Raw genomic sequence first — 23,813 nt, forward strand, 5'->3', positions numbered from 1 at the left:
CCCTGAAGCCATTTTATTGTGGTGTCTGCACGCGGCGGGCCCGGAAAGGAAAGTCTTCGACGATCAAGGCGTTATCGATCACGCACAGAAATTTGCGGGTGCGATGCTAACGCACTCGGCCATTTGCACAAGGATTTTTGTTGCTTGCCCAGGGGATGGAGACTATTGGCCGCATACAGCAAAACGCCCTTGAGCAGGAGCTCAAGGGCGTTGGCTTCAGGCGGGTTGCGGCGCCGCGTTCAGCGGCTGCAACGGCAGCAGGGGAGCATGGGGATCGGTATCCACCGACTGGCGCCAGGCGCTCAGCCATTCGCTGTGCCCCTCGCTCCAGACCTGCTCGTGCAGGCGTCCCAGGGCCACCGGATCGCTCAACAGCGCCAGGCGCTCGCTGTTGTTCAAGGCCGCCGGACCGGCTTTCAGGGCATGGCGCACCCGCTCCTGACGCAGCCATTCGATCGGCTCGGCCTGGGTGTGACGGGAAGTCGCCAGGGCACAGGCCAGGGCGTTCTGCTGCGGATCGACCACGGCCCGGATAAAGCCGTCGTTGAGCGCGTGCCAGCGGTTCTCGTGGGTGTACTGGTCGGTGGCCAGCAGCGCCTGGGGCGGAGCGTATTCCTCGGGAATCAGGAACAGGCTCTCGTCACGGGACTTCAGGCCCAGGCCGACCCGGCTGGAGATCACCGACACCGGGATCGACAGCATCAGCGAACCGACGATCGGCACCAGCCACCAGAGGAAGCTCGGGTTCAGCCAGATCACCAGCAGTGCCCAGCAGAAGCCCAGCAGGGTCTGCGGACCATGGCGGCGCACCGCTTCGCTCCATGGCGTGGAGTCGTCGTCACGCTGCGGCGAGTTCCAGGTCGCGGCCCAGCCAAGGAACGCGGCCAGAACGAAACGGGTGTGGAAAATCATCCGCACCGGCGCCAGCAGCATGGAGAAAAGCATCTCCAGGAGCATCGACAGGGTCACCTTGAACTTGCCGCCGAACTCTTTCGCGCCCTTGGCCCAGATCAGGATGATGCTCAGGAGCTTCGGCAGGAACAGCAGCACGATGGTGGTGGAGAACAGCGCGATGGCCTTGTCCGGGTGCCACTGCGGCCACAGCGGATACAGCTGCCGTGGTTCGAGGAAGTACTGCGGCTCCATCAGGGTGTTGACCGCCAGCAGGGCCGTGGACAGCACCAGGAAGAAGAACCACAGCGGCGCCGACAGGTAGGACATCACCCCGGTGAGGAAGACCGCGCGGTGCACCGGGTGCATGCCCTTGACCAGGAACAGGCGGAAGTTCATCAGGTTGCCGTGGCACCAGCGACGGTCACGCTTGAGCTCGTCCAGCAGGTTCGGCGGCAGCTCTTCGTAGCTGCCCGGCAGGTCATAGGCAATCCACACGCCCCAACCGGCACGGCGCATCAGCGCGGCTTCGACGAAGTCGTGGGACAGGATCGCACCGGCGAAGGCGCCTTTGCCGGGCAACGGCGCCAGGGCGCAGTGCTCGATGAACGGCTGCATGCGGATGATCGCGTTATGGCCCCAGTAGTGGGATTCACCCAACTGCCAGAAGTGCAGGCCGGCGGTGAACAGCGGGCCGTAGACCCGGGTGGCGAACTGCTGCATGCGCGCATACAGCGTGTCCATGCCCGAGGCCCGTGGCGCGGTCTGGATGATCCCCGCGTCCGGCGTGGCTTCCATCAGGCGTACCAGGCTGGTCAGGCATTCGCCGCTCATCACGCTGTCGGCGTCGAGCACCACCATGTATTTGTAGTCGCCGCCCCAGCGACGGCAGAAGTCGTCGAGGTTGCCGCTCTTGCGTTTCACCCGGCGCCGGCGCCGGCGATAGAAGATCTTGCCGAAGCCCTTGGCTTCGCGGCAGACATCCAGCCAGGCCTGCTGCTCGGCGACGCAGATATCGCTGTCGTTACTGTCGCTCAAGACGAAGAAGTCGAAGCGGTCCAGGTCACCGGTGGCTGCCACCGACTCGAAGGTCGCCCGCAGGCCGGCAAACACCCGCGGCACGTCTTCGTTGCAGATCGGCATGACCAAGGCGGTGCGCGCATCCTTGGGGATCGGCTCGTTGCCGGCGCTGGCCCCGGAAATGCGGTACTTGTCGTGACCGGTCAAGAGTTCCAGGAAGCCCATCAGGGCGGTCCAGAAACCGGCCGACACCCAGCAGAAGAGAATCCCGAACAGAATCAGGATGCTGGTCTGCAAGGCATAGGGCAGCACTTGCTGGGCGGTCTGCATCAGCGGCTGATGCATGACCTCTTCCAGGTCGACGAACGACCAGCCCTGGTACGGCATGATGCCTTTCATGTACCAGCCGGCGACGATGGTCTGGCCAAGCATCAACAGCAGCAGGATGTAGCGACGGATCGAACCCACGGTGCGCCAGCGGGCAGCCGGCAGCACGCGTTCGTCCTTCTTCGGCGCTGGCGGGTTGCTGCGCCCGGTCAGGCGCCGCCAGCCACGCACCAGGATATTGGTGCGCCAAGGCTCCGGTACCACCTTGGTACGGCGGATGGGCGGCGTGGCCTTGAGGCAGACCCGGCCTTCGGCGTCGACACCGAGCATTTCCGCTTCTTCAAGTTCGGCGGCGGTGCTCATGTTCAGGCGCTGGCCCACCGAGGCCTGGGCGGCATCGGTGGGGGCGTCGAAGGTGCTGGACGACAGGCGTTGGTGCAATTCGCTGAAGGACTGGCAGCCCGCGAGTTCCGCGCGCTGCTGGTCCGACATCGGCAGGTGCGCCAGGTACTCGGCAAGAGACTCTGGCTGTAGTTGAGAGTTACTCATCGGCAGGCAACTGATAGCTCCAGGTCTCGGTCAGGACTTGTTCAGTTTTAACCGGTTCCGGTGTGGCAGGGGCCGCTTCGGCAGCAGCAGGCTGCTTGGCGTCTTTGTGGTCCTTGTCCTTGGTGCTCTTGGCATCCTTGACCGGCTTGGCTTCAGCCTGCTTGGCGGCCGCTGCGGCGGCTTCCTTGTCCTTCTTCTCCTGCTGCTTGGCGGCGAGCTTGTCGGCCTTGGCCACAGAAGAGTTGGAGTTCGGCATCGACGCCTTGGCCGGCTCGGGCTGCGCAATGTCACGGACCAGGGCGGCGCGCATCTCGGTGGACTTGCTCGCGTCCTTGATCTTCATCCGCAGGGTCAGGCGCCAGCCCTTGGTTTCCGGGTTGTAGCGCACGCTGTTTTCCACCAGTTCGGCGTTGTCACCGACACTGACCTGGCTGCGAACTTCGGCGTTCTCCGGCAATGCCGCCAGGGACGGGCCCTGGAAGTCCACCAGGTAAGCCACGCTGCCATCGGGTTGACGGATCAGGTTGGACTGCTTGACGTCACCGGTGGAACGCAGGGTCTGTTGCACCCAGGCGCTGTCCGGGGAATGCAGGGCAGCTTCGTCGATGGTCCAGTGCAGGCGGTAGGCGTAGTCCAGCGGCTGGCCTGGCTCCGGCTGTTTTTCCGGGTTCCAGAAGGCCACGATGTTGTCGTTGGTTTCGTCCGCGGTCGGGATCTCTACCAGGTCGACGGTGCCCTTGCCCCAGTCGCCCTTCGGCTCGATCCAGGCGCTCGGACGCTTGTCGTAGCGGTCGTCGAGGTCTTCATAGTGGCTGAAGTCGCGGCCACGCTGCAGCAGGCCGAAACCACGCGGGTTTTCCACCGAGAAGTTGCTCACGGCCAGGTGTTTCGGGTTGTTCAGCGGACGCCAGATCCACTCGCCATTGCCGGCATGGATCGACAGGCCGCTGGAGTCATGCAGCTCGCGACGGTAGTTGAGGACTTTCGACGGCTGGTTGGCACCGAACAGGTACATGCTGGTCAGCGGGGCCAGGCCCAGCTTGCCGACCTTGTCCCGCAGGAACACCCGGGCCTTGACGTCGACGATGGTGTCGGCGCCCGGACGCAGGGTCAGGCGATAGGCACCGGTGGCCCGTGGCGAGTCCAGCAGGGCGTAGATCACCAGGTGCTTGTCGGTCGGCTTGGGCTGCTGGATCCAGAACTCGCTGAAACGCGGGAACTCTTCGCCGGACGGCAAGGCGGTGTCGATTGCCAGGCCCCGGGCGGACAGGCCATAGGTGTGGCCCTTGCCAACGACGCGGAAGTAGCTGGCGCCGAGCATGGTCATGATTTCGTCTTGCTTGTCAGCCTTGTTGATCGGGTACAGCACACGGAAACCGGCATAGCCCAGCTTCTCGGTGGCCTTGGGATCGAACTTCACGTCGCCGAAATCGAAACGGTTCGGGTCGTACTTGATCTCGGATACGGTGTTGGCGCTGATCTCGTTGATCTTCACCGGCGTGTCGAAGTGCATGCCCTGGTGATAGAACGACAGCTTGAACGGGGTCTTCTGATCGGCCCATTCGGCTTTTTCGCTGAGGAAGCGGATTTTCTGGTAGTCCGCGAACTTCATCTCACGGAACTCGTTCGGCAGGTTACTGCGCGGGGCCTCGTACTTCTGCCCGGCCAGGTCCTTGGCCTTGGCCGACACATCATCCAGATTGAATGCCATGAGTTGACCGGCACCGAACAGGCAGACCAGCGCAGAGCCCGTCACCAGTGCGTTTCGTAACCGTTTGGCAAACAAGTTTGGTGCATTACAGGGACTAACAATCACGAGCAACCCTCGCCGAAAACAGATCAAAAAACCAACGGCCAGCTATCTATATGCCAGGTTGGCGAGCATTGTTCCGACTCCGATGGGGCTAAATGATTCCCCAAGCGGCCGTGGACAAGTCTCTACTTAAGTCAAAATGGACCAACGAACGCTGATCCCCGTAGCGCGCGATTATCTAGTAGCCCGCGTTACAACGCATCAGGGGTAACAAAGTATTTATCGCGAAAAACAGCTGTTTGCGCCGCAATTCGGTGGAAAAAGCTGTTTCAGGCGTTTTCAGGTCTGTAACAGGAAGGTTACCGGGCCGTCATTGACCAGATGCACCTGCATGTCCGCGCCGAAACGCCCTGATGCCACTTTGCCATGCAACTGTTGCGCCTTCACTACCAGATAGTCAAAAAGCGCCTCGCCAAGGGCCGGCGGCGCAGCCGTGGAGAAGCTCGGGCGCAACCCGCTCTTGGTGTCCGCTGCCAGGGTGAACTGCGACACCAGCAGCAACCCGCCCTGCACATCGCTCAGGGACAGGTTCATCTTGCCTTCAGCATCGCTGAACACCCGATAGTTAAGCAGCTTATGCAGAAGTTTGTCGGCGCTGGCCCGAGTGTCCTCGGGCTCCACCGCCACCAGCACCAGCAACCCCTGGTCCACAGCACCGACGATTTCCCCGGCCACCTCGACCCGCGCGCCGGTTACGCGTTGCAACAGCCCCTTCATGCTTCTTCGGGCGGCAGATCGAGGAGGCGACGTGCCATCTGATCAGTGGCACGCACCAGAGCATCGGTGATGCCCGGTTCGGAAGCGGCGTGACCGGCGTCGCGAATCACCTGCAGCTCGCTGTTGGGCCAGGCCTGATGCAGCTCCCAGGCATTGTCCAGCGGGCAGATCACGTCGTAGCGACCATGGACGATGACCCCGGGCAGATGGGCGATCTTGCCCATGTCGCGGATCAGCTGGTCGGGTTCGAGGAACGCATTGTTGATGAAGTAATGGCATTCGATCCGGGCGATCGACAGCGCTCGCTGCGGCTCGGAGAAACGGTCCACCACCAACGGATTGGGACGCAGGGTCGCGGTGCGCCCTTCCCAGCCCGACCAGGCCTTGGCCGCATGCATCTGGGCGATCTGGTCGGTGCCGGTCAGGCGCTTGTGGAAGGCGCTGACCAGATCGTGACGCTCCTCCAGGGGAATCGGCGCCACATAGTCCTGCCAGTAGTCGGGGAACAGGCGGCTGGCGCCACACTGGTAGTACCACTGGATTTCCTGGGGACGGGCCAGGAAGATCCCGCGCACGATCAGCCCCAGCACCCGATCGGGATGGGTTTGCGCGTAGGCCAGGGCCAGGGTCGAACCCCAGGAGCCGCCAAACAGCACCCATTTGTCGATGCCCAGGTGCTGGCGAATCCGCTCAAGGTCGGCCACCAGGTCCCAGGTGGTGTTGTTTTCCAGGCTGGCGTGAGGGGTGGAGCGCCCGCAACCGCGCTGGTCGAAGGTGACGATACGGTACAGGTTCGGATCGAAGTAGCAGCGGCTGGACGCATCGCAGCCGGCCCCCGGCCCGCCATGAATGAACACCACCGGCAACCCTTCCGGTGAACCGCTTTCGTCGACATACAGCACATGGCGCTCGTCGACGGCCAGATCGTGCCGGGCATAGGGTTTGATCTGCGGGTACAAAGTCTGCATTACGCGCTCCGTGGAGGTCGGGTTCATCCCTGGTGGGACTTCATTTATTCTGCCGTTCGGCATCATAAACCCGAATCACGCAATCAGCATGTCCTTGAAGAAAACAGGGTTGTTCAAGGAATAGCGACGCGTAGCGCAGAGCGTTTCGCCAGCAAGCGCGCTCCGGCAGGAAGGCGGCATCGGCGCCAGGAGCGCGCTTGCTGGCGACAGCCCTGTCAGCGGTAACGCTCCTGGCCCCAGGTCAGCAGCCCCTGCAGCAATGCCTTGAGTACCACCTGGGTCGGCGCCGCCAGATCCTCGCGATAGCGGAATGGCTCGAACTCCTCCATGTAGGCACTCTGTGCCAGCTCCAGTTGCACCGCATGAATGTGCTCGGCCGGGTTGCCGTAATGCCGGGTGATGTGCCCGCCCTTGAAGCGGCCGTTGAGCACGTGGGTGTAATCGCCGTGGGCCGCGCAAATGCTCTCCAGACGACCGGCCAGTTGCGGATCGCAGCTGGCGCCATTGAAGGTGCCGAGATTGAAGTCCGGCAGCTTGCCCTCGAACAGGTGCGGAATCAGCGAGCGGATGGAATGGGCATCGAACAGCAAGGCGTAGCCGAACTCGGCCTTGAGCCGCGCCAGTTCCTCCTGCAGGGTGCGGTGATAGGGCACCCAGACCTGCTGCAGGTACTGCTGTCGTTCCTCACTGGACGGCGCCTGCCCTTCGACGAACAACGGCTGGCCATCGAACAGCGTCGCCGGATACAGCCCGGTGGTAGCGCCCGCGTACAGCGGCTTGTCATCGGAGGGCCGGTTCAAGTCGATGACGAAACGCGAGTACTCGGCGGCCAGGGTGCTGGCCCCCATCTCCTCGGCAAATTCATACAGCCGCGGGATGTGCCAGTCGGTATCCGGCAGGCTCTGCGCCTGGGGCACCAACCCGGCCGCCACTTCCGGGGTCAGGCGCGTACCGGCGTGGGGCATGCTGATCAGCAGCGGCACCCGGCCTTGTTTGAAAGTCAGAACCTTATCCACAAGCCTTCTCCTAGACAGTCACTTCAATGCCGTGTCGCACGACACGTTTTTCCAGGTCGCCGCCCAGCCAGTAGGCCAGGTCGGCGGGACGCTCGATCTGCCAGGCGACGAAGTCCGCCACCTTGCCCGCTTCCAGCGAGCCATGGGTCGTGTCCATGCCCAGGGCCTGGGCCGCGTGCAAGGTCACCCCGGCCAGCGCCTCCTCGGGGGTCATGCGCAAGCAGGTGCAGGCCATGTTCAGCATCAAGCGCAGCGACAGCGCCGGCGAGGTGCCGGGATTGAGGTCGCTGGCCACGGCGATCTTCACCCCATGCTTGCGCAGGGCGGCCAACGGTGGCAGTTGGGTTTCCCGGAGGAAATAGAACGCCCCCGGCAACAGCACCGCGACGGTTCCCGAGGCCGCCATGGCAATGGCATCGTCCTCGGTCATGAACTCCAGGTGATCGGCGGACAGCGCCCGGTAGCGCGCCGCCAGGCTCGATCCGTGCAGGGACGACAGCTGCTCGGCATGCAACTTGACCGGCAGTCCGAGCTTCTGCGCAGCGATGAACACCCGCTCCACCTGCTCAGGGGAGAACGCCAGGTATTCACAGAAGGCATCCACCGCATCCACCAGCCCTTCAGCCGCCAGGGCCGGGAGCATTTTCGTGCAGATGTGCTCGATGTAGTCGTCGCTGCGCTCGGCGTATTCCGGCGGCAAGGCATGGGCCGCCAGGCAGGTGCTGCGCACACTGACCGGCAACTCCTCGCCAAGACGGCGGATCACCCGCAGCATCTTGCGCTCGCTGGCCAGGTCCAGGCCGTAGCCGGACTTGATCTCGACGCTGGTGACGCCATCGCGCAGCAGGCTCAGCAGCCGCTTGCGGGCGCTGCTGAACAACGCCTCTTCGGTGGCCTCGCGGGTCGCCCGCACGGTGCTGGCAATACCGCCACCGGCGGCGGCGATCTCCGCGTAGCTCACGCCCTGCAGGCGCTGTTCGAACTCGCCGCTGCGGTTGCCGCCAAACACGATGTGGGTGTGGCAATCGATCAGCCCCGGGGTGACCCAGGCGCCGCCCAGGTCCTGGACCTGGTAGTCATCGGCGACAGGCGCCTGCTGGCGCCGGCCGATCCACTCGATGTGCGCCCCTGACGTCACGATGGCCGCGTCCTCGATGATCGAGTAAGTGCCCTGGGCCATGCTGGCGACGTTGCAGTGTTGCCAAAGAGTTCTCATCCAAGGCCTCCGTTAATGATCAGTAGGTAAAGAAGAATCGACGCGAATCTGCTGAGCCTGCCCCGCCGCCGGCTTGACCCACAACAGATAGGCCACCACCAGCAGAACGATCCACACCACGCCCACCATCAGCGCCGCTTGGGTTTTCGGGAAATAGCCCAGCACGCCAAAGATGAACAGCATGAAGGCAATCGCCGCCGCCGGCGCCCAAGGCCAGAACGGCACCTTGAACTGCAACCGGGCCACTTGCTCGGCGGTCATGGAGCGCCGCATGGCCACATGGGTCAGCAGAATCATCAGCCACACCCAGACCGTGGCGAAAGTGGCCAGGGAAGCGATCAGCAGGAAGATGTCTTCCGGGATCAGGTAGTTCAGCACCACGCCGCCCAACAGGGTCACCGCCATCACCACCACGGTCATCCACGGCACGCCGGCCTTGGACACCTGGGCAAAGCCCTTGGGCGCCTGCCCTTGCTGGGCCAGGCCGTACATCATGCGCCCGGCACCGAAGATGTCGCTGTTGATGGCCGACACCGCCGCCGAAATCACCACGATATTGAGGATGGTGGCCGCCGAGCTGATACCCAGGCTGTCGAAGATCTGCACGAACGGGCTGCCCTGAGTGCCAATCTGTGGCCAGGGGAAAATCGACATCAGCACGAACAGGGTCAGTACGTAGAACAGCAGGATGCGCAGAGGCACAGCGTTGATCGCCTTGGGAATGACCCGCTGCGGGTCCTTGGCCTCACCGGCGGTGACACCGATGATCTCGATGCCGCCAAAGGCGAACATCACCACCGCAAAGGAGGCGATCACCCCGCCAATGCCGTTGGGCATGAAGCCGCCATGGGCCCAGAGGTTGCTGGCGCCGGTGGCCTGCTCGGTGAGCGCGCTGCCCATGCCGAACAGCATGATGCCGAAGCCGCCGAGGATCATGGCGATGATCGCCCCAACCTTGAGCAGCGACAGCCAGAACTCCATCTCGCCAAAGACCTTGACGCTGCACAGGTTCAACCCGCCGATGAGCAGGACGATGCCCAGCACCCAGATCCAGCGCGCCACCTCGGGAAACCAGAAGCCCATATAGATGCCGAAGGCCGTGACGTCCGCCAGGCAGACGATGAGCATCTCGAAGGCGTAGGTCCAGCCCAGGATGAAGCCCGGCAAGGGCCCCAGGTACTGACTGGCGTACTGCCCGAAGGAGCCCGACACCGGGTTGTGTACCGCCATCTCCCCCAGGGCGCGCATCACCATGAACACGGCAGCGCCACCGATCAGGTAGGCCAGCAGCACCGCCGGGCCGGCCATCTGGATGGCGGAGGCCGAGCCGTAGAACAATCCGGTACCAATGGCCGACCCCAGGGCCATGAAGCGAATATGGCGAGCCGTCAGCCCCCGACGTAATCCTGTTTCTTGCGATTGCATGTCATCGTCCCTTTTATTGTTATCGGACAAGTGCGCCCCACGCCGGAGCGCGGGGCGACATCAGCGGGCGCTCCGCGCCCGTCTTGCAGGTGAAGCGAACCCACTCGGGCCACCGCTCTCGGCCGAGCGCGGAGTGATCGGGTGGCCCGGCGTGCATTACAGGCTCGGCAACAACTGGGCTGGCAGCAGCCCATTCAGGCAGCGCGAAGCCAACAACTCGCTGGCCGCGTTGATATCCGGTGCGAAGAAACGGTCCTTCTCGTAGTACGCCACCTTCTCGCGCAGGGTGGCGCGGGCTTTTTCCAGGGTCGGCGAGGTTTTCAGGCCTTCGCGCAGGTCCAGGCCCTGACAGGCCGCCAGCCATTCCACGGCCAGCACACCGCGGGTGTTCTCGGCCATTTCCCACAAGCGCTTGCCGGCGGCCGGCGCCATGGAAACGTGGTCTTCCTGGTTGGCGGAAGTGGGAATGCTGTCCACCGAGTGCGGGTGGGCCAGGGCCTTGTTTTCACTGGCCAGGGCCGCAGCGGTCACCTGGGCGATCATGAAGCCGGAGTTGACCCCGCCATTGGCCACCAGGAACGGCGGCAGCTGGGACATGTGCTTGTCCATCATCAGCGAGATACGGCGCTCGCTCAGGGACGCGATCTCGGCGATGGCCAGGGCCATGTTGTCGGCCGCCATGGCCACGGGTTCGGCGTGGAAGTTGCCACCGGAAATCACATCGCCTTCGGCAGCGAACACCAGTGGGTTATCGGACACCGCGTTGGCTTCGACCACCAGCACCTCGGCAGCCTGGCGGAACTGAGTCAGGCAGGCGCCCATCACTTGCGGCTGGCAACGCAGGGAGTACGGGTCCTGGACCTTGTCGCAGTTCTGGTGCGAGGCGGACACCTCGGTGCTGTCCCCCAGCAAGGCGCGATAAGCCGCAGCGGTATCGATCTGCCCGCGCTGACCGCGAGCGGCGTGAATCCGTGGGTCGAACGGCGAGCGCGAACCCAGCACCGCTTCCACCGTCAGGCCGCCGCACACCAGGGCACCGGCGAACAGGTCTTCGCCTTCGAACAGCCCGCGCAAGGCGAACGCGGTGGACACCTGGGTGCCGTTGAGCAGCGCCAGGCCTTCCTTGGCGGCCAGGGTCAGCGGCTTGAGACCGGCGACTTCCAGGGCCGCGGTCGCTTCCAGCCACTGGCCCTTGTAGCGCGCCTTGCCCTCACCCAGCAGCACCAGGGACATGTGCGCCAGAGGCGCCAGGTCGCCGGAAGCGCCCACCGAGCCCTTGAGCGGGATATGCGGATAGACCTCGGCATTGATCAGGGCGATCAGGGCATCGATCACCTGACGGCGGATGCCGGAGAAACCGCGGCTCAGGCTGTTGACCTTGAGCACCATGATCAGGCGCACCAGGTCATCGCTGATGGGCTCACCGACGCCGGCGGCATGGGACAGCACCAGGGAGCGCTGCAGGTTTTCCAGGTCGGCGCTGGCGATGCGGGTCGAGGCCAGCAGGCCAAAACCGGTGTTGATCCCGTAGGCGGTGCGGTTCTCGGCAAGGATTTGCTCGACACAAGCGACGCTGGCGTCGATCTGCGCCGAGGCGCTGTCATCCAGGGTCAGGGTCAGCGGCTGCTGATAGATGGCCCGCAGTTGGGCCAGGGTCAGTTGGCCGGGAATCAGGTTAAGCGCAGTCACATTCATGCTCCTTTTGAGAGTTTTGTAATAACTACCAGTCGCTCCGGAAGCTTCCGTTATCCGTCGTCATTCGCGGTTTTGCACGAGTGACGCCTTGGCACGCTGGTGATGGAAAAAACGGTTTATTGCACCTTGGAAAAACGTTTGTGCAGCAGCTCCGGATCCCTGAGCAGAGCCGCTGCGCTGGCAATGTCCGGCGCCAGCCAACGGTCCTGGTCATAAGCCGGGACCCGCTCGCGCAACAGGCACCAGGCGATACCGGTACCGGTGCCGAAGCGCTGCGCCTTGAGAAATTCGAAAGCCTGGGCCGCCAGCAGGTACTCGATGGCCAGGATCTGGGTGCAGTTCTCCAGTACCTGATGCAGCTTCAGGGCGGCATTGGTGCCCAGGCTCAGGTGGTCTTCCTGCAGGCCCGAGGTCACGTAGTTGTCCAGCACTGCCGGCTGTGCCAGTTGACGGTTCTGGGCACACAGCGAGGCCGCAACGTATTGCACGATCATCATTCCGGAGTTGACCCCGGGCTCGCTCACCAGGAACGCCGGCAAGCCGCTGACATGAGGGTTGATCAAGCGGTCCAGGCGACGCTCGGCAATGGCGCCGATCTCGGCCATGGCGATGGCCAGCAAGTCCGCCGCCAGCGCCACCGATTGCCCGTGGGGGTTGGCCTGGGACACCACGCGGTACTGCTGCGGGGTGCCCAGCAGCAACGGGTTGTCGGTAGCTGCATTGAGCTCGGTTTCCACCTGCCTGGCGGCGTGGGCCAGTTGATCCCGGGCTGCGCCGTGCACCTGGGGAATGGAGCGGATGCTCAAGGCGTCCTGGGTACGGATGCCGCGGCTGGCGGCGATGACTTCACTGCCGTCGAGCAAGGCCCGCAGGTTGCTGCCCACCACCTGCATGCCGGGGTGCGCCTTGAGGGCAATGATCTGGGCATCGAAGGCGTCGATCTGGCCGCGCTGGGCCTCGAAACTCATGGCACCGATCACATCGGCCCACTGCAGCAGGCGGCTGGCGTCGGCCAGGGCCAGGCAGCTCAGGCCGGTCATGCACGGCGTGCCGTTGACCAGGCACAGGCCATCCTTGGCCCCCAGTTGCACCGGCTGCAGCCCCTCTTCGGCCAGGGCCTGTTCGGCGCTGACAACACGACCGCGATAGCTGACCTGACCGACGCCCAGCAAGGCGATGCCAATGTGGGCCATGTGGGTCAGGTAACCCACCGAGCCCTGGGACGGTACTTGGGGGGTGATGCCGCGATTGAGCAGGGCCAGCAGCGCCTCGACCACCTGGCGGTGGATGCCGGATTTGCCGTGGCTGTAGTTGATGATGGCGGCGCAGAGGATCGCCCGGGTCTGCTCATCGGCCAAGGCCGGGCCCACGCCGCAGGCATGGCTGAGCAAGGTGTTGCGCGACAGCTGGCTGAGTTGCTCACCGGCCAGCACCACGTTGCACAAGGCGCCCAGCCCCGTGCTGATGCCATAGGCGCGTTCGCCACTGTCCACCACCTGGCGGACGATGGCCTGGGCATTGTCGATACGCGCCCAGGCCTGGGCCGAAAGCGCCAGCTGCGCGCCATGACGGGCGACGGCGACTACATCCTGCCAACCCAGGGGGGCGTCGGCGATAACGATTTTTTCAGCCTGGGACATCGGGGACCTCTTCTTGCAAACCTTGGGTTGTCTGCCGCTTTGCCGGACCTTTGGCCGGCCAGCCGGCTCCTACACGGTGGCGGCGCGACGCTGGACGAAACGGTCGACGTACTCGTCCGCCGGCGAATGCAGGATCTCCTTCGGCGTACCCACCTGGATCAGGCGGCCGTCCTTGAGGATCGCAATGCGGTTGCCGATGCGCACGGCCTCGTCCAGATCGTGGGTGATGAAGACGATGGTCTTGTGCAGGGTCTTCTGCAGCTCCAGCAACTGGTCCTGCATCTCGGCGCGGATCAGCGGGTCCAGGGCGCTGAAGGCTTCATCCATGAGGATGATGTCGGTGTCCGCGGCCAGGGCCCGGGCCAGGCCGACCCGCTGGCGCATGCCGCCGGACAGCTGGTGCGGGTACTTCTTCTCATAGCCCTTGAGGCCCACGGTGTTGATCCAGTGCAGGGCCCGTTCGGCGCACAGCGACTTGCTCTCGCCACGCACCTTGAGGCCATAGGCGACGTTGTCCTGCACATTGCGGTGGGGCAGCAGGCCGAAGCTCTGGAACACCATGCTGATCTTGTGCCGGCGGAATTGGCGCAGGGCCTCCATGTCGTATTGCAGGATGTCTTCGCCGTCCACCAGGATCGCGCCGCTGGTGGGGTCGATCAGACGGTTGAAGTGGCGCACCAGGGTCGACTTGCCGGAACCGGACAGGCCCATGATGACGAAGATCTCACCGGTACCGATGCTCAGCGACAGGTCATTGACCCCCACCACGCAGCCGGTCTGGGCCAGCACCTGATCCTTGCTCTGGCCCTGGCGGATCATCGCCAGGGCGTCAGAGGGGCGGTTGCCGAATATCTTGAAGACGTTCCTGACTTCGATCTTGCTCACGGCAGCACTGCTCATTTGCTCACCTCATGACGTGGACGACCGTAGGCCTGGGTAATGCGGTCGATCACCACCGCCAGAATCACGATCGCCAATCCCGCTTCCAGGCCACGCCCGACGTTGAGCGTCTGGATGCCCACCAGCACATCCTCGCCCAGGCCGCGGGCGCCGATCATCGAGGCGATCACCACCATCGACAGGGCCATCATGGTGGTCTGGTTGATCCCGGCCATGATGCTCGGCAGGGCCAGGGGCAGTTGCACACCGAACAGCTGCTGCCCGCGGTTGGCGCCAAAGGCGTTGATCGCCTCCATCACCTCGCCGTCCACCTGGCGGATCCCCAGGTCGGTGAGACGGATCAGCGGCGGCGCAGCGTAGATCACCGTGGCGAAGATCGCCGGCACCTTGCCCAGGCCGAACAGCATCAGCACCGGGATCAGGTACACGAAGCTGGGCATGGTCTGCATGATGTCCAGCAGCGGCATCAGCACCGAGCGCAAGCGGTTGCTGCGGGCCGAAAGAATCCCCAGGGGGATGCCGATCAACACCGAGATCAGCGTGGCCACCAGCATCAGGGCCAGGGTCTGCATCAGCTTGTCCCACAGGCCGACGGCGCCCACCAGGAACAGCAGGCCGACGATCACCGCCGTGGTCAGCAGCTTGCGGGTCGCATGCCAGGCGATGCCGCCGACAATCGCCAGCATCAGCCACCAGGGTGCCAGGCGCAGCAGGCCCTCCAGGTTGACGATGGCCCACAGCAGGGTGTCGGAGATATGCCGGAACACATCGCCGTAGTTGGTCACCAGGGCGTCGACCCAGCCATTGACCCAGTCGGCGATGGAAAAAGTGAAGCGGTCTGGAAACATAAGAAATTCTCGATCAAAGGAGGTTGTGGTCCGGCTTCCGGCGGTGCTTGCGAACCGCCGGAAAGGCTCGACCTACAAGGCCGCGTCGATTTTCCTGGCCGCGTCTTCGCTGACCCATGGGTGCCAGACTTCAGGATGTTCCTTGAGAAAGAGTTTCGCCAGTTTCGGCGACTCGATGCGTTCGCGGGTCATCCGCGCCAGATTCTGATTGAGCAGGTCGATGGGCAGGTTGGCCTTTTCCAGCACCGCCACCAGTTCCGGGGCCTCGTCGTGGAAGGTCCTGGACAGGCCGACCTTGATGCTCACGCTCTTGTCGACGCCGGGTTTCTCCTCCAGCTTGACCAGGTCCACCTGGCCCATCAGCGGCGTCGGCGACCAGTAGTAGAAGAGGATCGGCTCGCCACGCTTGTAGCTCGACAGCACCGCCGCATCCAGGGCCGGGCCGGTGCCCGGACGGAAGTTGGTGTAGTGGCTTTCCAGGCCGTAGCTCTTGAGCATCTCGCTGTTGTCCAGCTCGCAGGTCCAGCCCGCCGGGCAGTTGTAGAAGCGGCCCTTGCCCGGTTCTTCCGGGTCCTTGAACAGGCTGGCGTATTGGCCCAGGTCGGCGATGTTTTTCAGGTTTGGCGCCTTGGCTTCGAGCTTGCGCTTGGCGTCGCCCTCGATCACATAGCGCGGCACGTACCAGCCTTCGACGGCTCCCACCACCGGCGCGCCGACGCCCACCACCTTGCCGGCCTTCTCGGCCTTGTTCCACACCTCGCTGCGGCCCACCCACTCTTCGGCGAAGACCTGGATGTCATTGCTGCCCAGGGCGTTTTCCATGGTGATGGAGTTGCCCGGCAGGCTGTCGGTCTTGCAGTCGTAGCCCTTCTCCAGGACGAACTGCAGGACGTCGGTCAGCAACATGCCGCTTTCCCAGTTCAGGCCGGCGAACTTCACCGGTTTGCCCGACTCGCACCAGCCGGCCGCCTGGGCGCCGGAGGCGGCCAGCAAGCCCATGGACAGCAACGTGGTCAGCAGGGTCTTATGCATTTTCATTGTGTGACGCTCCTAATCATAAGTTGGCTTACGGCAGTTAAGAGGCATCCAGCCCTGTCCACGTCCCGTCAAGACTCACACCGCAGCAGCGCGGCCGGTCCCACTCAGTTCTTGTTCGATCGGCGCACCCTGCTCTTGCGGCAGGATCAGGTGCTCGGGCACCGCGCCATGCCACTTCTTCGCGCACACGTAGTACAACGCCGCCGGCACCAGCAGGCCGATGATCCAGGAGATATCGGTATCGCCCAGACTCGCCACCAGGGGGCCGGTATAGAAGTGGGTGGAAATGAACGGCATCTGGATCAGCACGCCGAACACATAAATAGTGATGCCCATGGCATTCCAGCGACCGTAGCGACCGTCCGGGTTGGACAGTGCCGGGATGTCATAGCGCTCCTTGGTGATGCAGTAGAAATCCACCAGGTTGATCGCGCTCCAGGGCGTGAAGAACGCCAGCAGGAACAGGATGAAAGACTTGAAGGCGCCGAGGAACGAGTGCTGGCCCAGCAGCGCGATCAGGGTCGCGGTGCCGACAATCAGCAACACCGCGATCAGCCGCTGCAAGCGCGTCACTTTCAGCTCGCCGCGAAAGCCGCTGATGATGGTGGCGATGCACATGAAGCTGCCGTAGGAGTTCAGCGTCGAGATGGTCACCTTGCCGAAGGCGATGCTGAAATAGAGCATCGCGGCAATGGCGCCGCTACCGCCCAGGCCGACGATGTAGGCCACTTCACGACCGGCGAACTGGCCCTGGGACAGGGCCGCGGCGAACACGCCGAGCACCATCGCCACCTGGGCACCGATCACCGAGCCTGCGCCAGCGGCGAAGAACGTCTTCAACGGCGACGTCTTGCTCGGCAGGTAGCGCGAATAGTCGGCCACGTAGGGTCCGAACGCGATCTGCCAGGACGCGGCCAACGACACCGCCAGGAGGAAGCTGCTCCAGCTGAAGTGCCGAATCGCCAGCAAGGCGCTGACATCGGTCTGCTCCAGCAGCCGACTGAACAGATAGAAGAAGGCGACCACGCCGATCACGCTAGCGACCCGACCGATGTAGTGGATCACCCGATAACCGAGCACGGTGACCAGCACAATGACGCTGGCGAAGATCAGGATGCCGAGACTGTCGCTGACACCGAACATCTGGCCCAGCGCCTGGCCGGACAGCACCGTGCCGGTGGCGGTGAACCCCAGGTACATCAGGCACACCAGCACCATCGGGATGGCGGCGCCATAGACGCCGAACTGCACCCGGCTGGAAATCATCTGCGGCAGGCCGAGCCTCGGCCCTTGCGCCGCATGCAGCGCCATCACCCCTCCGCCCAGCAGTTGCCCGATCAACAGCCCGATCAACGACCAGAACACATCGCCGCCCAGCACCACCGCCAGAGCCCCGGTGACGATCGCCGTGATCTGCAGGTTGGCACCCAGCCACAGGGTGAACTGACTCAGTAGACGACCGTGTCTTTCCGCTTCCGGGATGTAGTCGATCGAACGCCTTTCAATCAACGGTTTGTTGTTGGCACGATCATTCGCTAAAGCCATGGACGTCAAACCTCTATGGGCACTACTGACGATATCCACTGTAGGAGCGAGCTTGCTCGCGAGGCGGTGCATCTGATGCCGCGCGGTGCTTGCTTCGCCAGCAAGCTGGCTCCTACAGGGAGAGTGGGTGAACCGACGCTCCGGTTACTTGCCGGTGATCATCGGCAGGTTCAGGCCCTGTTCCTTGGCGCAGTCGATGGCGATCTGGTAACCGGCGTCGGCATGACGCATGACCCCGGTGGCCGGATCGTTGTGCAGCACCCGGGCAATCCGCTCGGCCGCTTCATCGGTGCCGTCGCAGACGATGACCATCCCCGAATGCTGGGAGAAGCCCATGCCGACACCGCCACCGTGGTGCAGGGAAACCCAGGTCGCACCGCTGGCGGTGTTCAACAGGGCGTTGAGCAGCGGCCAGTCGGACACGGCGTCGGAGCCGTCCTGCATGGATTCGGTTTCACGGTTCGGGCTGGCCACGGAGCCGGAGTCCAGGTGGTCGCGACCGATGACGATCGGCGCCGACAGCTCGCCGCTGCGGACCATCTCGTTGAACGCCAGGCCGAGCTTGGCGCGCTGGCCCAGGCCGACCCAGCAGATCCGCGCCGGCAGGCCCTGGAAGCTGATGCGCTCGCGGGCCATGTCCAGCCAGTTGTGCAGGTGGGCGTCGTCGGGGATCAGTTCCTTGACCTTGGCGTCGGTCTTGTAGATGTCCTGCGGGTCGCCGGACAGCGCCGCCCAGCGGAATGGACCAACGCCACGGCAGAACAGCGGACGGATGTAAGCCGGCACGAACCCCGGGAAGTCGAAGGCATTCTCGACGCCCTCTTCCTGGGCCATCTGGCGGATGTTGTTGCCGTAGTCGAAGGTCGGGACGCCCATCTTCTGGAACGCCAGCATGGCTTTGACGTGTTCGGCCATCGACTGCTTGGCGGCCTTGATCACGGCAGCCGGCTCGGTCTTGGCGCGGTCGCGGTACTGCTCCCAGGTCCAGCCCTTGGGCAGGTAGCCGTTGAGCGGGTCGTGGGCGCTGGTCTGGTCGGTGACCATGTCCGGACGCACGCCGCGACGCACCAGTTCCGGCAGGATTTCGGCAGCGTTACCGCACAGGGCAATGGAGATCGCGCGGCCTTCGGCGGTGTATTTCTTGATCCGTGCCAGAGCGTCGTCCAGGTCGGTGGCCTGTTCGTCGACGTAGCGGGTCTTGAGGCGGAAGTCGATGCTGGTCTGCTGGCACTCGATGTTCAGCGAGCAGGCCCCGGCCAGGGTTGCGGCCAGCGGTTGCGCGCCGCCCATGCCACCCAGGCCGGCGGTCAGGACCCAGCGGCCCTTGAGGTTGGAGTCGTAATGCTGGCGACCGGCTTCGACGAAGGTTTCATAAGTGCCCTGGACGATGCCCTGGCTACCGATGTAGATCCAGCTGCCGGCGGTCATCTGGCCGTACATGGCCAGGCCCTTGGCGTCCAGCTCGTTGAAGTGCTCCCAACTGGCCCAGTGCGGCACCAGGTTGGAGTTGGCGATCAGCACCCGTGGCGCGTTGCTGTGGGTCTTGAACACACCCACCGGCTTGCCGGACTGCACCAGCAGGGTTTCGTCGTCATTCAGCTGGGTCAGGGCGTCCACGATCTTGTCGTAGCACTCCCAGTTGCGCGCGGCGCGACCAATGCCACCGTAGACCACCAGTTCCTTGGGGTTCTCGGCAACTTCCGGATCGAGGTTGTTCATCAGCATGCGCAGCGGCGCTTCGGTCAGCCAGCTCTTGGCGGTCAGCTTGTTGCCACGTGCGGCACGGATTTCGACGTTGCGGAATTTGGTGGGTTTGCTGTCAGTCACGGAAAAACTCCTCGGCGATGAGTCCAAGGTGCGAAGAGGATTCCATCGACTCTTACGCACACATATTTACTTGTACATACAAGCATATGCAATCAAGCGGCCAACTTGCATGAGACATCCCTGAAAAGCCCGTGGATGAAACCGCGGGCCTTGTGGAACAAGGCTTTCAAACAAGCGAGATTTTTTGAGAAGAGGATTTTGCTCAGCCGCCAGGCTGTTACCAAACAGCGGTTTTGCGCTGTCCTGGGGCGTTCGGTAACAAATGGGTGCGCGGGAGACACCGCCCCGACCGGAAAAGATGCGCCGCACACACCAGTGCCGCGGACCAGCATCCGCGGGTCATCGAAGGGAAGCTATAAGGAGGGGAAACCTGCAGCCGTCGCGGTCCGTATCCCGGACTGCGACAGCCCATGGACATCAGCGGGCAGTGAGCTCGATGACGCAGCAGCGTCCGTCGGTGGCGATCTCCAGTACTCCGGCATTGCCATCCAGGCGCAGGCAATCGTAACGACCCAGGGCCTGCAACGGGCTGCTACCTGTGTCCACCCAGGCTTGCTCGGCGGCACTGAACACCAGCACGGTGTGGGCCTGGGTAAAGAAGCGCTGCTGACCATCGAGCCACTGCAAACGAGCGGCATAACGCTCAGGGCAGTAAATCAGGTTGAAGTCGCGGATCGCCCCGTCCAGCAGTGCGCAGCTCACCTGGCTGGCGCCACTGAAGGCGAAGGGGTCCAGCGGCAGCAACGGCCGCACGGCCTGACCATCCACCGTCAGTTGCATGCCCGCGCCTTGCAGCACGGTGATGATCCGCTGATAACCGGCAAAGCTGGAGAAGCCGCCGGACTCGCCAATGTCGGCAATCGACAGGCGCCAGCCAAAGCCTTCCAGGCCGGTGCCGGCGTCACGGGTGATTTCTTCGGTGCTGCCGCCGCCGTTTTTCCAGGGCATGCGCGGGTAGTCGGCGGCGCGTAACAGAGTGGACTGGATCATTTGTGAAAGCGTCCTTCCAGACGATGACGGGAGCCGGGGTGGATCAAGCGGGCAGCGGTCACCGGCTGACGTCCGGACCAGGTGCGACGGCGAATCAGCAGGCAGGGCTCGCCGCGCTCGATCTGCAGCAGCCGGCACTCCTCGGGCTCGGCGAGGATCGCCTCGACCACATGCTCGCCCTCGGTCAGCGGCGCCACCTGGGACAGATAGGCGTAAGGGGTTTGCAGGGTGAAGTCCTGCTTGAGGTACTCCGGCGCCACCAGGGCGTTGACGAAGCGATCCTCGATCTGCACCGGGATGTCGTTCTCGAAATGCACGATCAGCGAGTGGAAGACCTTCTGCCCTTCACGCATGTCCAGGGCCAGGGCACGCTCGGAACCGGCGGCCTCTTCACCCAGGGTGATGACCTGGCAGGTGTGGCGATGACCGCGGGAAGCAATCTCGTCGGCAATGTTGTGCACTTCGAACAGGGCCGACTGGCTCTTGGGCTCGGCGACGAAAGTGCCCACGCCCTGCATGCGCACCAGCATGCCTTCGGCGGTCATCTCACGCAGCGCGCGGTTGATGGTCATGCGGCTGAAACCCAGCTGGTTGACCAGCTCGCTTTCCGAGGGAACCCGGTAATGCGGTGGCCAGTTTCCGCTCTCGATCTGCTGGGTGATCATCTGTTTGACGCGGGCATACAAGGGCGCCGGACTATCGCCCAGATGGGCAGCCAGCGGCGATTTGGCAGGCGGAGTCGGCACAGGAAATCCTTGTTGAGGAAAAAAGGTGACTAGCTTGCCGGAGTTTACCGGGCAGGCAAACGTCTGTATATGTATATACAAATAACACACGATGGGGTGCTTGAACCATGTCCGCCTTCTTCGCCGAACGCGCGCTGCTGCCTGATGGATGGGCCAACCATGTACGTCTTGAAGTCAGCCCCGATGGCCTGTTGACACAGATCCAGGCCAACGCCAGCGCCGAAGGTGCACAACGGCTCAAGGGCCCGCTGCTGCCCGGCATGCCCAACCTGCACTCCCACGCGTTCCAGCGGGCCATGGCCGGGCTGGCGGAAGTGGCCGGCAACCCCAACGACAGCTTCTGGACCTGGCGCGACCTGATGTACCGCCTGGTGGGCAAGATCAGCCCCGAACAGCTGGAGATCATCGCCCGCCAGCTGTACATCGAAATGCTCAAGGCCGGCTACACCTCGGTGGCCGAATTCCATTACGTGCACCACGACAGCGATGGCCGGCCCTACGCCGACTCTGCCGAGTTGTCCCGACGCATCAGCCAGGCGGCCGCCGCCAGCGGCATCGGCCTGACCCTGCTACCCGTGCTCTACAGCCACTCGGGCTTTGGTGGCCAGGCGCCGAATGACGGCCAGCGCCGCTTCATCAACAGCACGGAAAACTACCTCCAGCTGCAACAGCGCCTGCAACCCGTACTGGCGCAACAGGCCAACCAGCAACTGGGCCTGTGCTTCCACTCGTTGCGCGCAGTCACGCCCCAGCAGATCAGCGAAGTGCTGGCCGCCAGCGACCGCCAGTGTCCGGTGCATATCCACATCGCCGAGCAACAGAAGGAAGTTGACGACTGCCTGGCCTGGAGCGGACGCCGTCCCCTGCAATGGCTGTACGAAAACGTCGCGGTGGACCAGCGCTGGTGCCTGGTCCACGCCACTCACGCCAACCCGGAAGAAGTCAGCCTCATGGCCAAGAGCCGGGCCATTGCCGGCCTGTGCCTGACCACCGAAGCCAACCTGGGGGACGGCATCTTCCCGGCCGTGGATTTCCTCGCCCAGGGCGGGCGCCTGGGCATCGGCTCCGACAGCCATGTTTCGCTGAGCGTGGTGGAAGAGCTGCGCTGGCTGGAATACGGCCAGCGCCTGCGGGATCAACGGCGCAACCGCCTGTACCGCGCCGACCAGCCCATGGTGGGGCGGACCTTGTACGACGCCGCGCTGGACGGCGGCACCCAGGCCCTGGGGCAAGACATGGGTGCCCTGGCCGTGGGCAAGCGTGCCGACTGGCTGGTGCTGGATGGCAACGACCCTTACCTGGCCACGGCCGAGGGCGATGGCATTCTCAACCGCTGGCTGTTTGCCGGTGGCGACCGTCAGGTGCGGGATGTGATGGTGGGTGGCCAGTGGGTTGTGCGCGACGGACACCATAGCGCCGAAGAAGACAGCAGCCGGGCCTTCACCCAGGTCCTGCGCGACCTGCTCAACTGACCCATAGGCACAGGAGCCGGCTTGCCGGCGAAAGCGTCCATGAAAGCGCCTTCGCCGGCAAGCCGGCTCCTACAGGTCTACTTCGAGGTCTTGGCCATGGCCGAGTCCGACACCCGCCAGATCAATCGCGTGGTGTCATAACCCTGCTGACGCGCCCTGCTCAGCAACTCTTCGCGCACCGTCTCGTTGACCTCGGGCGTGCGCGACAGCAACCACAGGTAGCGCCGGTTGGGGTTGCCGACAATCGCGGTCTTGTAGTCATCGCTGACATACAGCACCCAGTAGTCGCCCTTGGTCGCTCCCGGCAGCAGCCGCGAGAACCAGTTATCGAACTCGACCCACAGCTTGTCGGTCTTGCCCGGCACCTGAGGCGTGGCGGTACCCCGGGCCTCTTCCCACTTCCACTCCGGGGTCAGGCAGCGATTGAGCACCGCCACGTTGCCCTCCGGCAACAGGGTGTAACGCGCCTCGGATTGCGCGCAGTTACGCTGGAAATACATCGGCAACCGCGCCAGCTCGTACCAGGTCCCCTGGTAACGCTTGAGATCGACATGGTTGACAGTCTTGGGCGCCAGCGAATCGTCCCGGGACGTGGCGCAGCCGGCCAAGAGCAGGCCGACCAGAAGAGTGAAAACAAAACGCATCATTATTTTTCTCCCGTGGGCCCGAGGCCCCGGTTCTTACTTCAGGCCTTGCCCGGAAAACATCAGCACCTTGTCACCGGCATACTGCACGCTGATAAAGCTGTTCTTGTCGCCCCAGGTGCAACTGGACATACCCAGCGCGCCCGAACAGTCGGTCGGCTTACCCAGGAGTTGTTCGACCTCGGCCTTGGGCATGCCCGCCGAGAGTTTGGAATAGTTTTCCTGATTGACCTTGCTGCACGCGGCCAGCAGCACGCAGAAGGACAACAGAGCGAGAGAACGCAGGGACATGGTGAACTCCTGGACGAAGGGGGGAAGGCCTGTCAGCCAACCAGAAGCTTAGAAGAGAAAACCCCCTTCTGGTTCCCCGCGCGACCGGGTATTTGTTGCCCGGCGAGCGAGGCATTTTCCCGGCAAATCAAGCACCTTTTCACCCGGCCCTGCAGTTCGTCGGTTTTCCCCGCCCGCTCCTCATCTTCCTTGATGGCCAGTCGACATAACTGCAGCGCAAAACCTTCCACTGTGG

Annotated in this window: 19 protein-coding genes; 1 reads left to right on the forward strand and 18 read right to left on the reverse strand. The window is 63.7% G+C overall.

What is annotated here, in order from left to right; genetic code table 11:
- Positions 1-216 precede the first annotated feature (216 nt).
- From mdoH to hutC, 16 genes are all read right to left on the reverse strand, one after another.
- Positions 217-2,787, reverse strand: a complete 2,571-nt coding sequence (gene mdoH, locus L1O02_RS28905) for a glucans biosynthesis glucosyltransferase MdoH (RefSeq protein WP_060837134.1) — start codon at positions 2,785-2,787, stop codon at positions 217-219.
- The gene (locus L1O02_RS28910) at positions 2,780-4,603 is read right to left on the reverse strand and encodes a glucan biosynthesis protein G (protein ID WP_060841865.1); all 1,824 of its coding nucleotides are present in this window, start codon (positions 4,601-4,603) and stop codon (positions 2,780-2,782) included. Before L1O02_RS28910 ends, mdoH begins: the two co-directional genes overlap by 8 nt.
- A gap of 276 nt (positions 4,604-4,879) precedes the next feature.
- A complete protein-coding gene (dtd, locus tag L1O02_RS28915) occupies positions 4,880-5,317 on the reverse strand; it encodes a D-aminoacyl-tRNA deacylase (RefSeq protein WP_060837133.1) in 438 nt (145 codons plus the stop codon).
- Positions 5,314-6,285 (reverse strand): prolyl aminopeptidase, encoded by a 972-nt coding sequence (pip, locus tag L1O02_RS28920; protein ID WP_060837132.1) that lies wholly within the window; start codon positions 6,283-6,285, stop codon positions 5,314-5,316. Before pip ends, dtd begins: the two co-directional genes overlap by 4 nt.
- A gap of 215 nt (positions 6,286-6,500) precedes the next feature.
- A complete protein-coding gene (gene hutG / locus L1O02_RS28925) occupies positions 6,501-7,301 on the reverse strand; it encodes an N-formylglutamate deformylase (RefSeq protein ID WP_235759173.1) in 801 nt (266 codons plus the stop codon).
- 10 nt (positions 7,302-7,311) lie between these two features.
- Positions 7,312-8,517: an imidazolonepropionase gene (hutI, locus tag L1O02_RS28930; RefSeq protein ID WP_235759175.1), complete on the reverse strand. Its 1,206-nt coding sequence runs from the start codon at positions 8,515-8,517 to the stop codon at positions 7,312-7,314.
- A gap of 12 nt (positions 8,518-8,529) precedes the next feature.
- The gene (locus tag L1O02_RS28935) at positions 8,530-9,942 is read right to left on the reverse strand and encodes an amino acid permease (protein WP_060837129.1); all 1,413 of its coding nucleotides are present in this window, start codon (positions 9,940-9,942) and stop codon (positions 8,530-8,532) included.
- 156 nt (positions 9,943-10,098) lie between these two features.
- Positions 10,099-11,637, reverse strand: a complete 1,539-nt coding sequence (hutH, locus tag L1O02_RS28940; protein WP_102862768.1) for a histidine ammonia-lyase — start codon at positions 11,635-11,637, stop codon at positions 10,099-10,101.
- 116 nt (positions 11,638-11,753) lie between these two features.
- Positions 11,754-13,277, reverse strand: coding sequence for a histidine ammonia-lyase (hutH, locus tag L1O02_RS28945; RefSeq protein WP_235759177.1), 1,524 nt, complete (start codon positions 13,275-13,277; stop codon positions 11,754-11,756).
- A 69-nt stretch (positions 13,278-13,346) separates the two neighbouring features.
- Positions 13,347-14,177 carry a glycine betaine/L-proline ABC transporter ATP-binding protein gene (locus L1O02_RS28950; protein ID WP_110595378.1) on the reverse strand — a complete coding sequence of 277 codons (831 nt, stop codon included), beginning with the start codon at positions 14,175-14,177 and terminating at the stop codon, positions 13,347-13,349.
- Positions 14,174-15,025, reverse strand: a complete 852-nt coding sequence (locus L1O02_RS28955; RefSeq protein WP_235759179.1) for a proline/glycine betaine ABC transporter permease — start codon at positions 15,023-15,025, stop codon at positions 14,174-14,176. The genes L1O02_RS28950 and L1O02_RS28955 overlap by 4 nt, the downstream gene beginning before the upstream one ends.
- Positions 15,026-15,097: 72 nt before the next feature.
- A complete protein-coding gene (locus L1O02_RS28960; RefSeq protein ID WP_235759181.1) occupies positions 15,098-16,063 on the reverse strand; it encodes an ABC transporter substrate-binding protein in 966 nt (321 codons plus the stop codon).
- Positions 16,064-16,138: 75 nt separating this feature from the next.
- Positions 16,139-17,608 carry a cytosine permease gene (locus tag L1O02_RS28965; RefSeq protein WP_235759183.1) on the reverse strand — a complete coding sequence of 490 codons (1,470 nt, stop codon included), beginning with the start codon at positions 17,606-17,608 and terminating at the stop codon, positions 16,139-16,141.
- Positions 17,609-17,752: 144 nt separating this feature from the next.
- Positions 17,753-19,435, reverse strand: a complete 1,683-nt coding sequence (hutU, locus tag L1O02_RS28970) for a urocanate hydratase (protein ID WP_047301154.1) — start codon at positions 19,433-19,435, stop codon at positions 17,753-17,755.
- A 417-nt stretch (positions 19,436-19,852) separates the two neighbouring features.
- Positions 19,853-20,425, reverse strand: a complete 573-nt coding sequence (locus L1O02_RS28975) for a HutD family protein (RefSeq protein ID WP_060842235.1) — start codon at positions 20,423-20,425, stop codon at positions 19,853-19,855.
- A complete protein-coding gene (gene hutC, locus L1O02_RS28980) occupies positions 20,422-21,171 on the reverse strand; it encodes a histidine utilization repressor (RefSeq protein WP_016968643.1) in 750 nt (249 codons plus the stop codon). The genes L1O02_RS28975 and hutC overlap by 4 nt, the downstream gene beginning before the upstream one ends.
- 107 nt (positions 21,172-21,278) lie before the next feature.
- Between hutC and L1O02_RS28985 the strand changes: the two genes are divergently transcribed.
- Complete coding sequence (locus L1O02_RS28985) at positions 21,279-22,643, forward strand: formimidoylglutamate deiminase (protein WP_235759185.1); 1,365 nt, start codon at positions 21,279-21,281, stop codon at positions 22,641-22,643.
- A 77-nt stretch (positions 22,644-22,720) separates the two neighbouring features.
- Here L1O02_RS28985 and L1O02_RS28990 read toward each other — a convergent pair whose 3' ends face one another.
- Positions 22,721-23,290, reverse strand: a complete 570-nt coding sequence (locus L1O02_RS28990) for a lipocalin family protein (protein WP_060837123.1) — start codon at positions 23,288-23,290, stop codon at positions 22,721-22,723.
- Between the two features lie 33 nt (positions 23,291-23,323).
- Positions 23,324-23,578: a hypothetical protein gene (locus L1O02_RS28995; protein ID WP_011058771.1), complete on the reverse strand. Its 255-nt coding sequence runs from the start codon at positions 23,576-23,578 to the stop codon at positions 23,324-23,326.
- Positions 23,579-23,813: the final 235 nt, after the last annotated feature.

The sequence above is a fragment of the Pseudomonas sp. BC42 genome, from assembly GCF_021560055.1.
Classification (GTDB): Bacteria; Pseudomonadota; Gammaproteobacteria; order Pseudomonadales; family Pseudomonadaceae; genus Aquipseudomonas.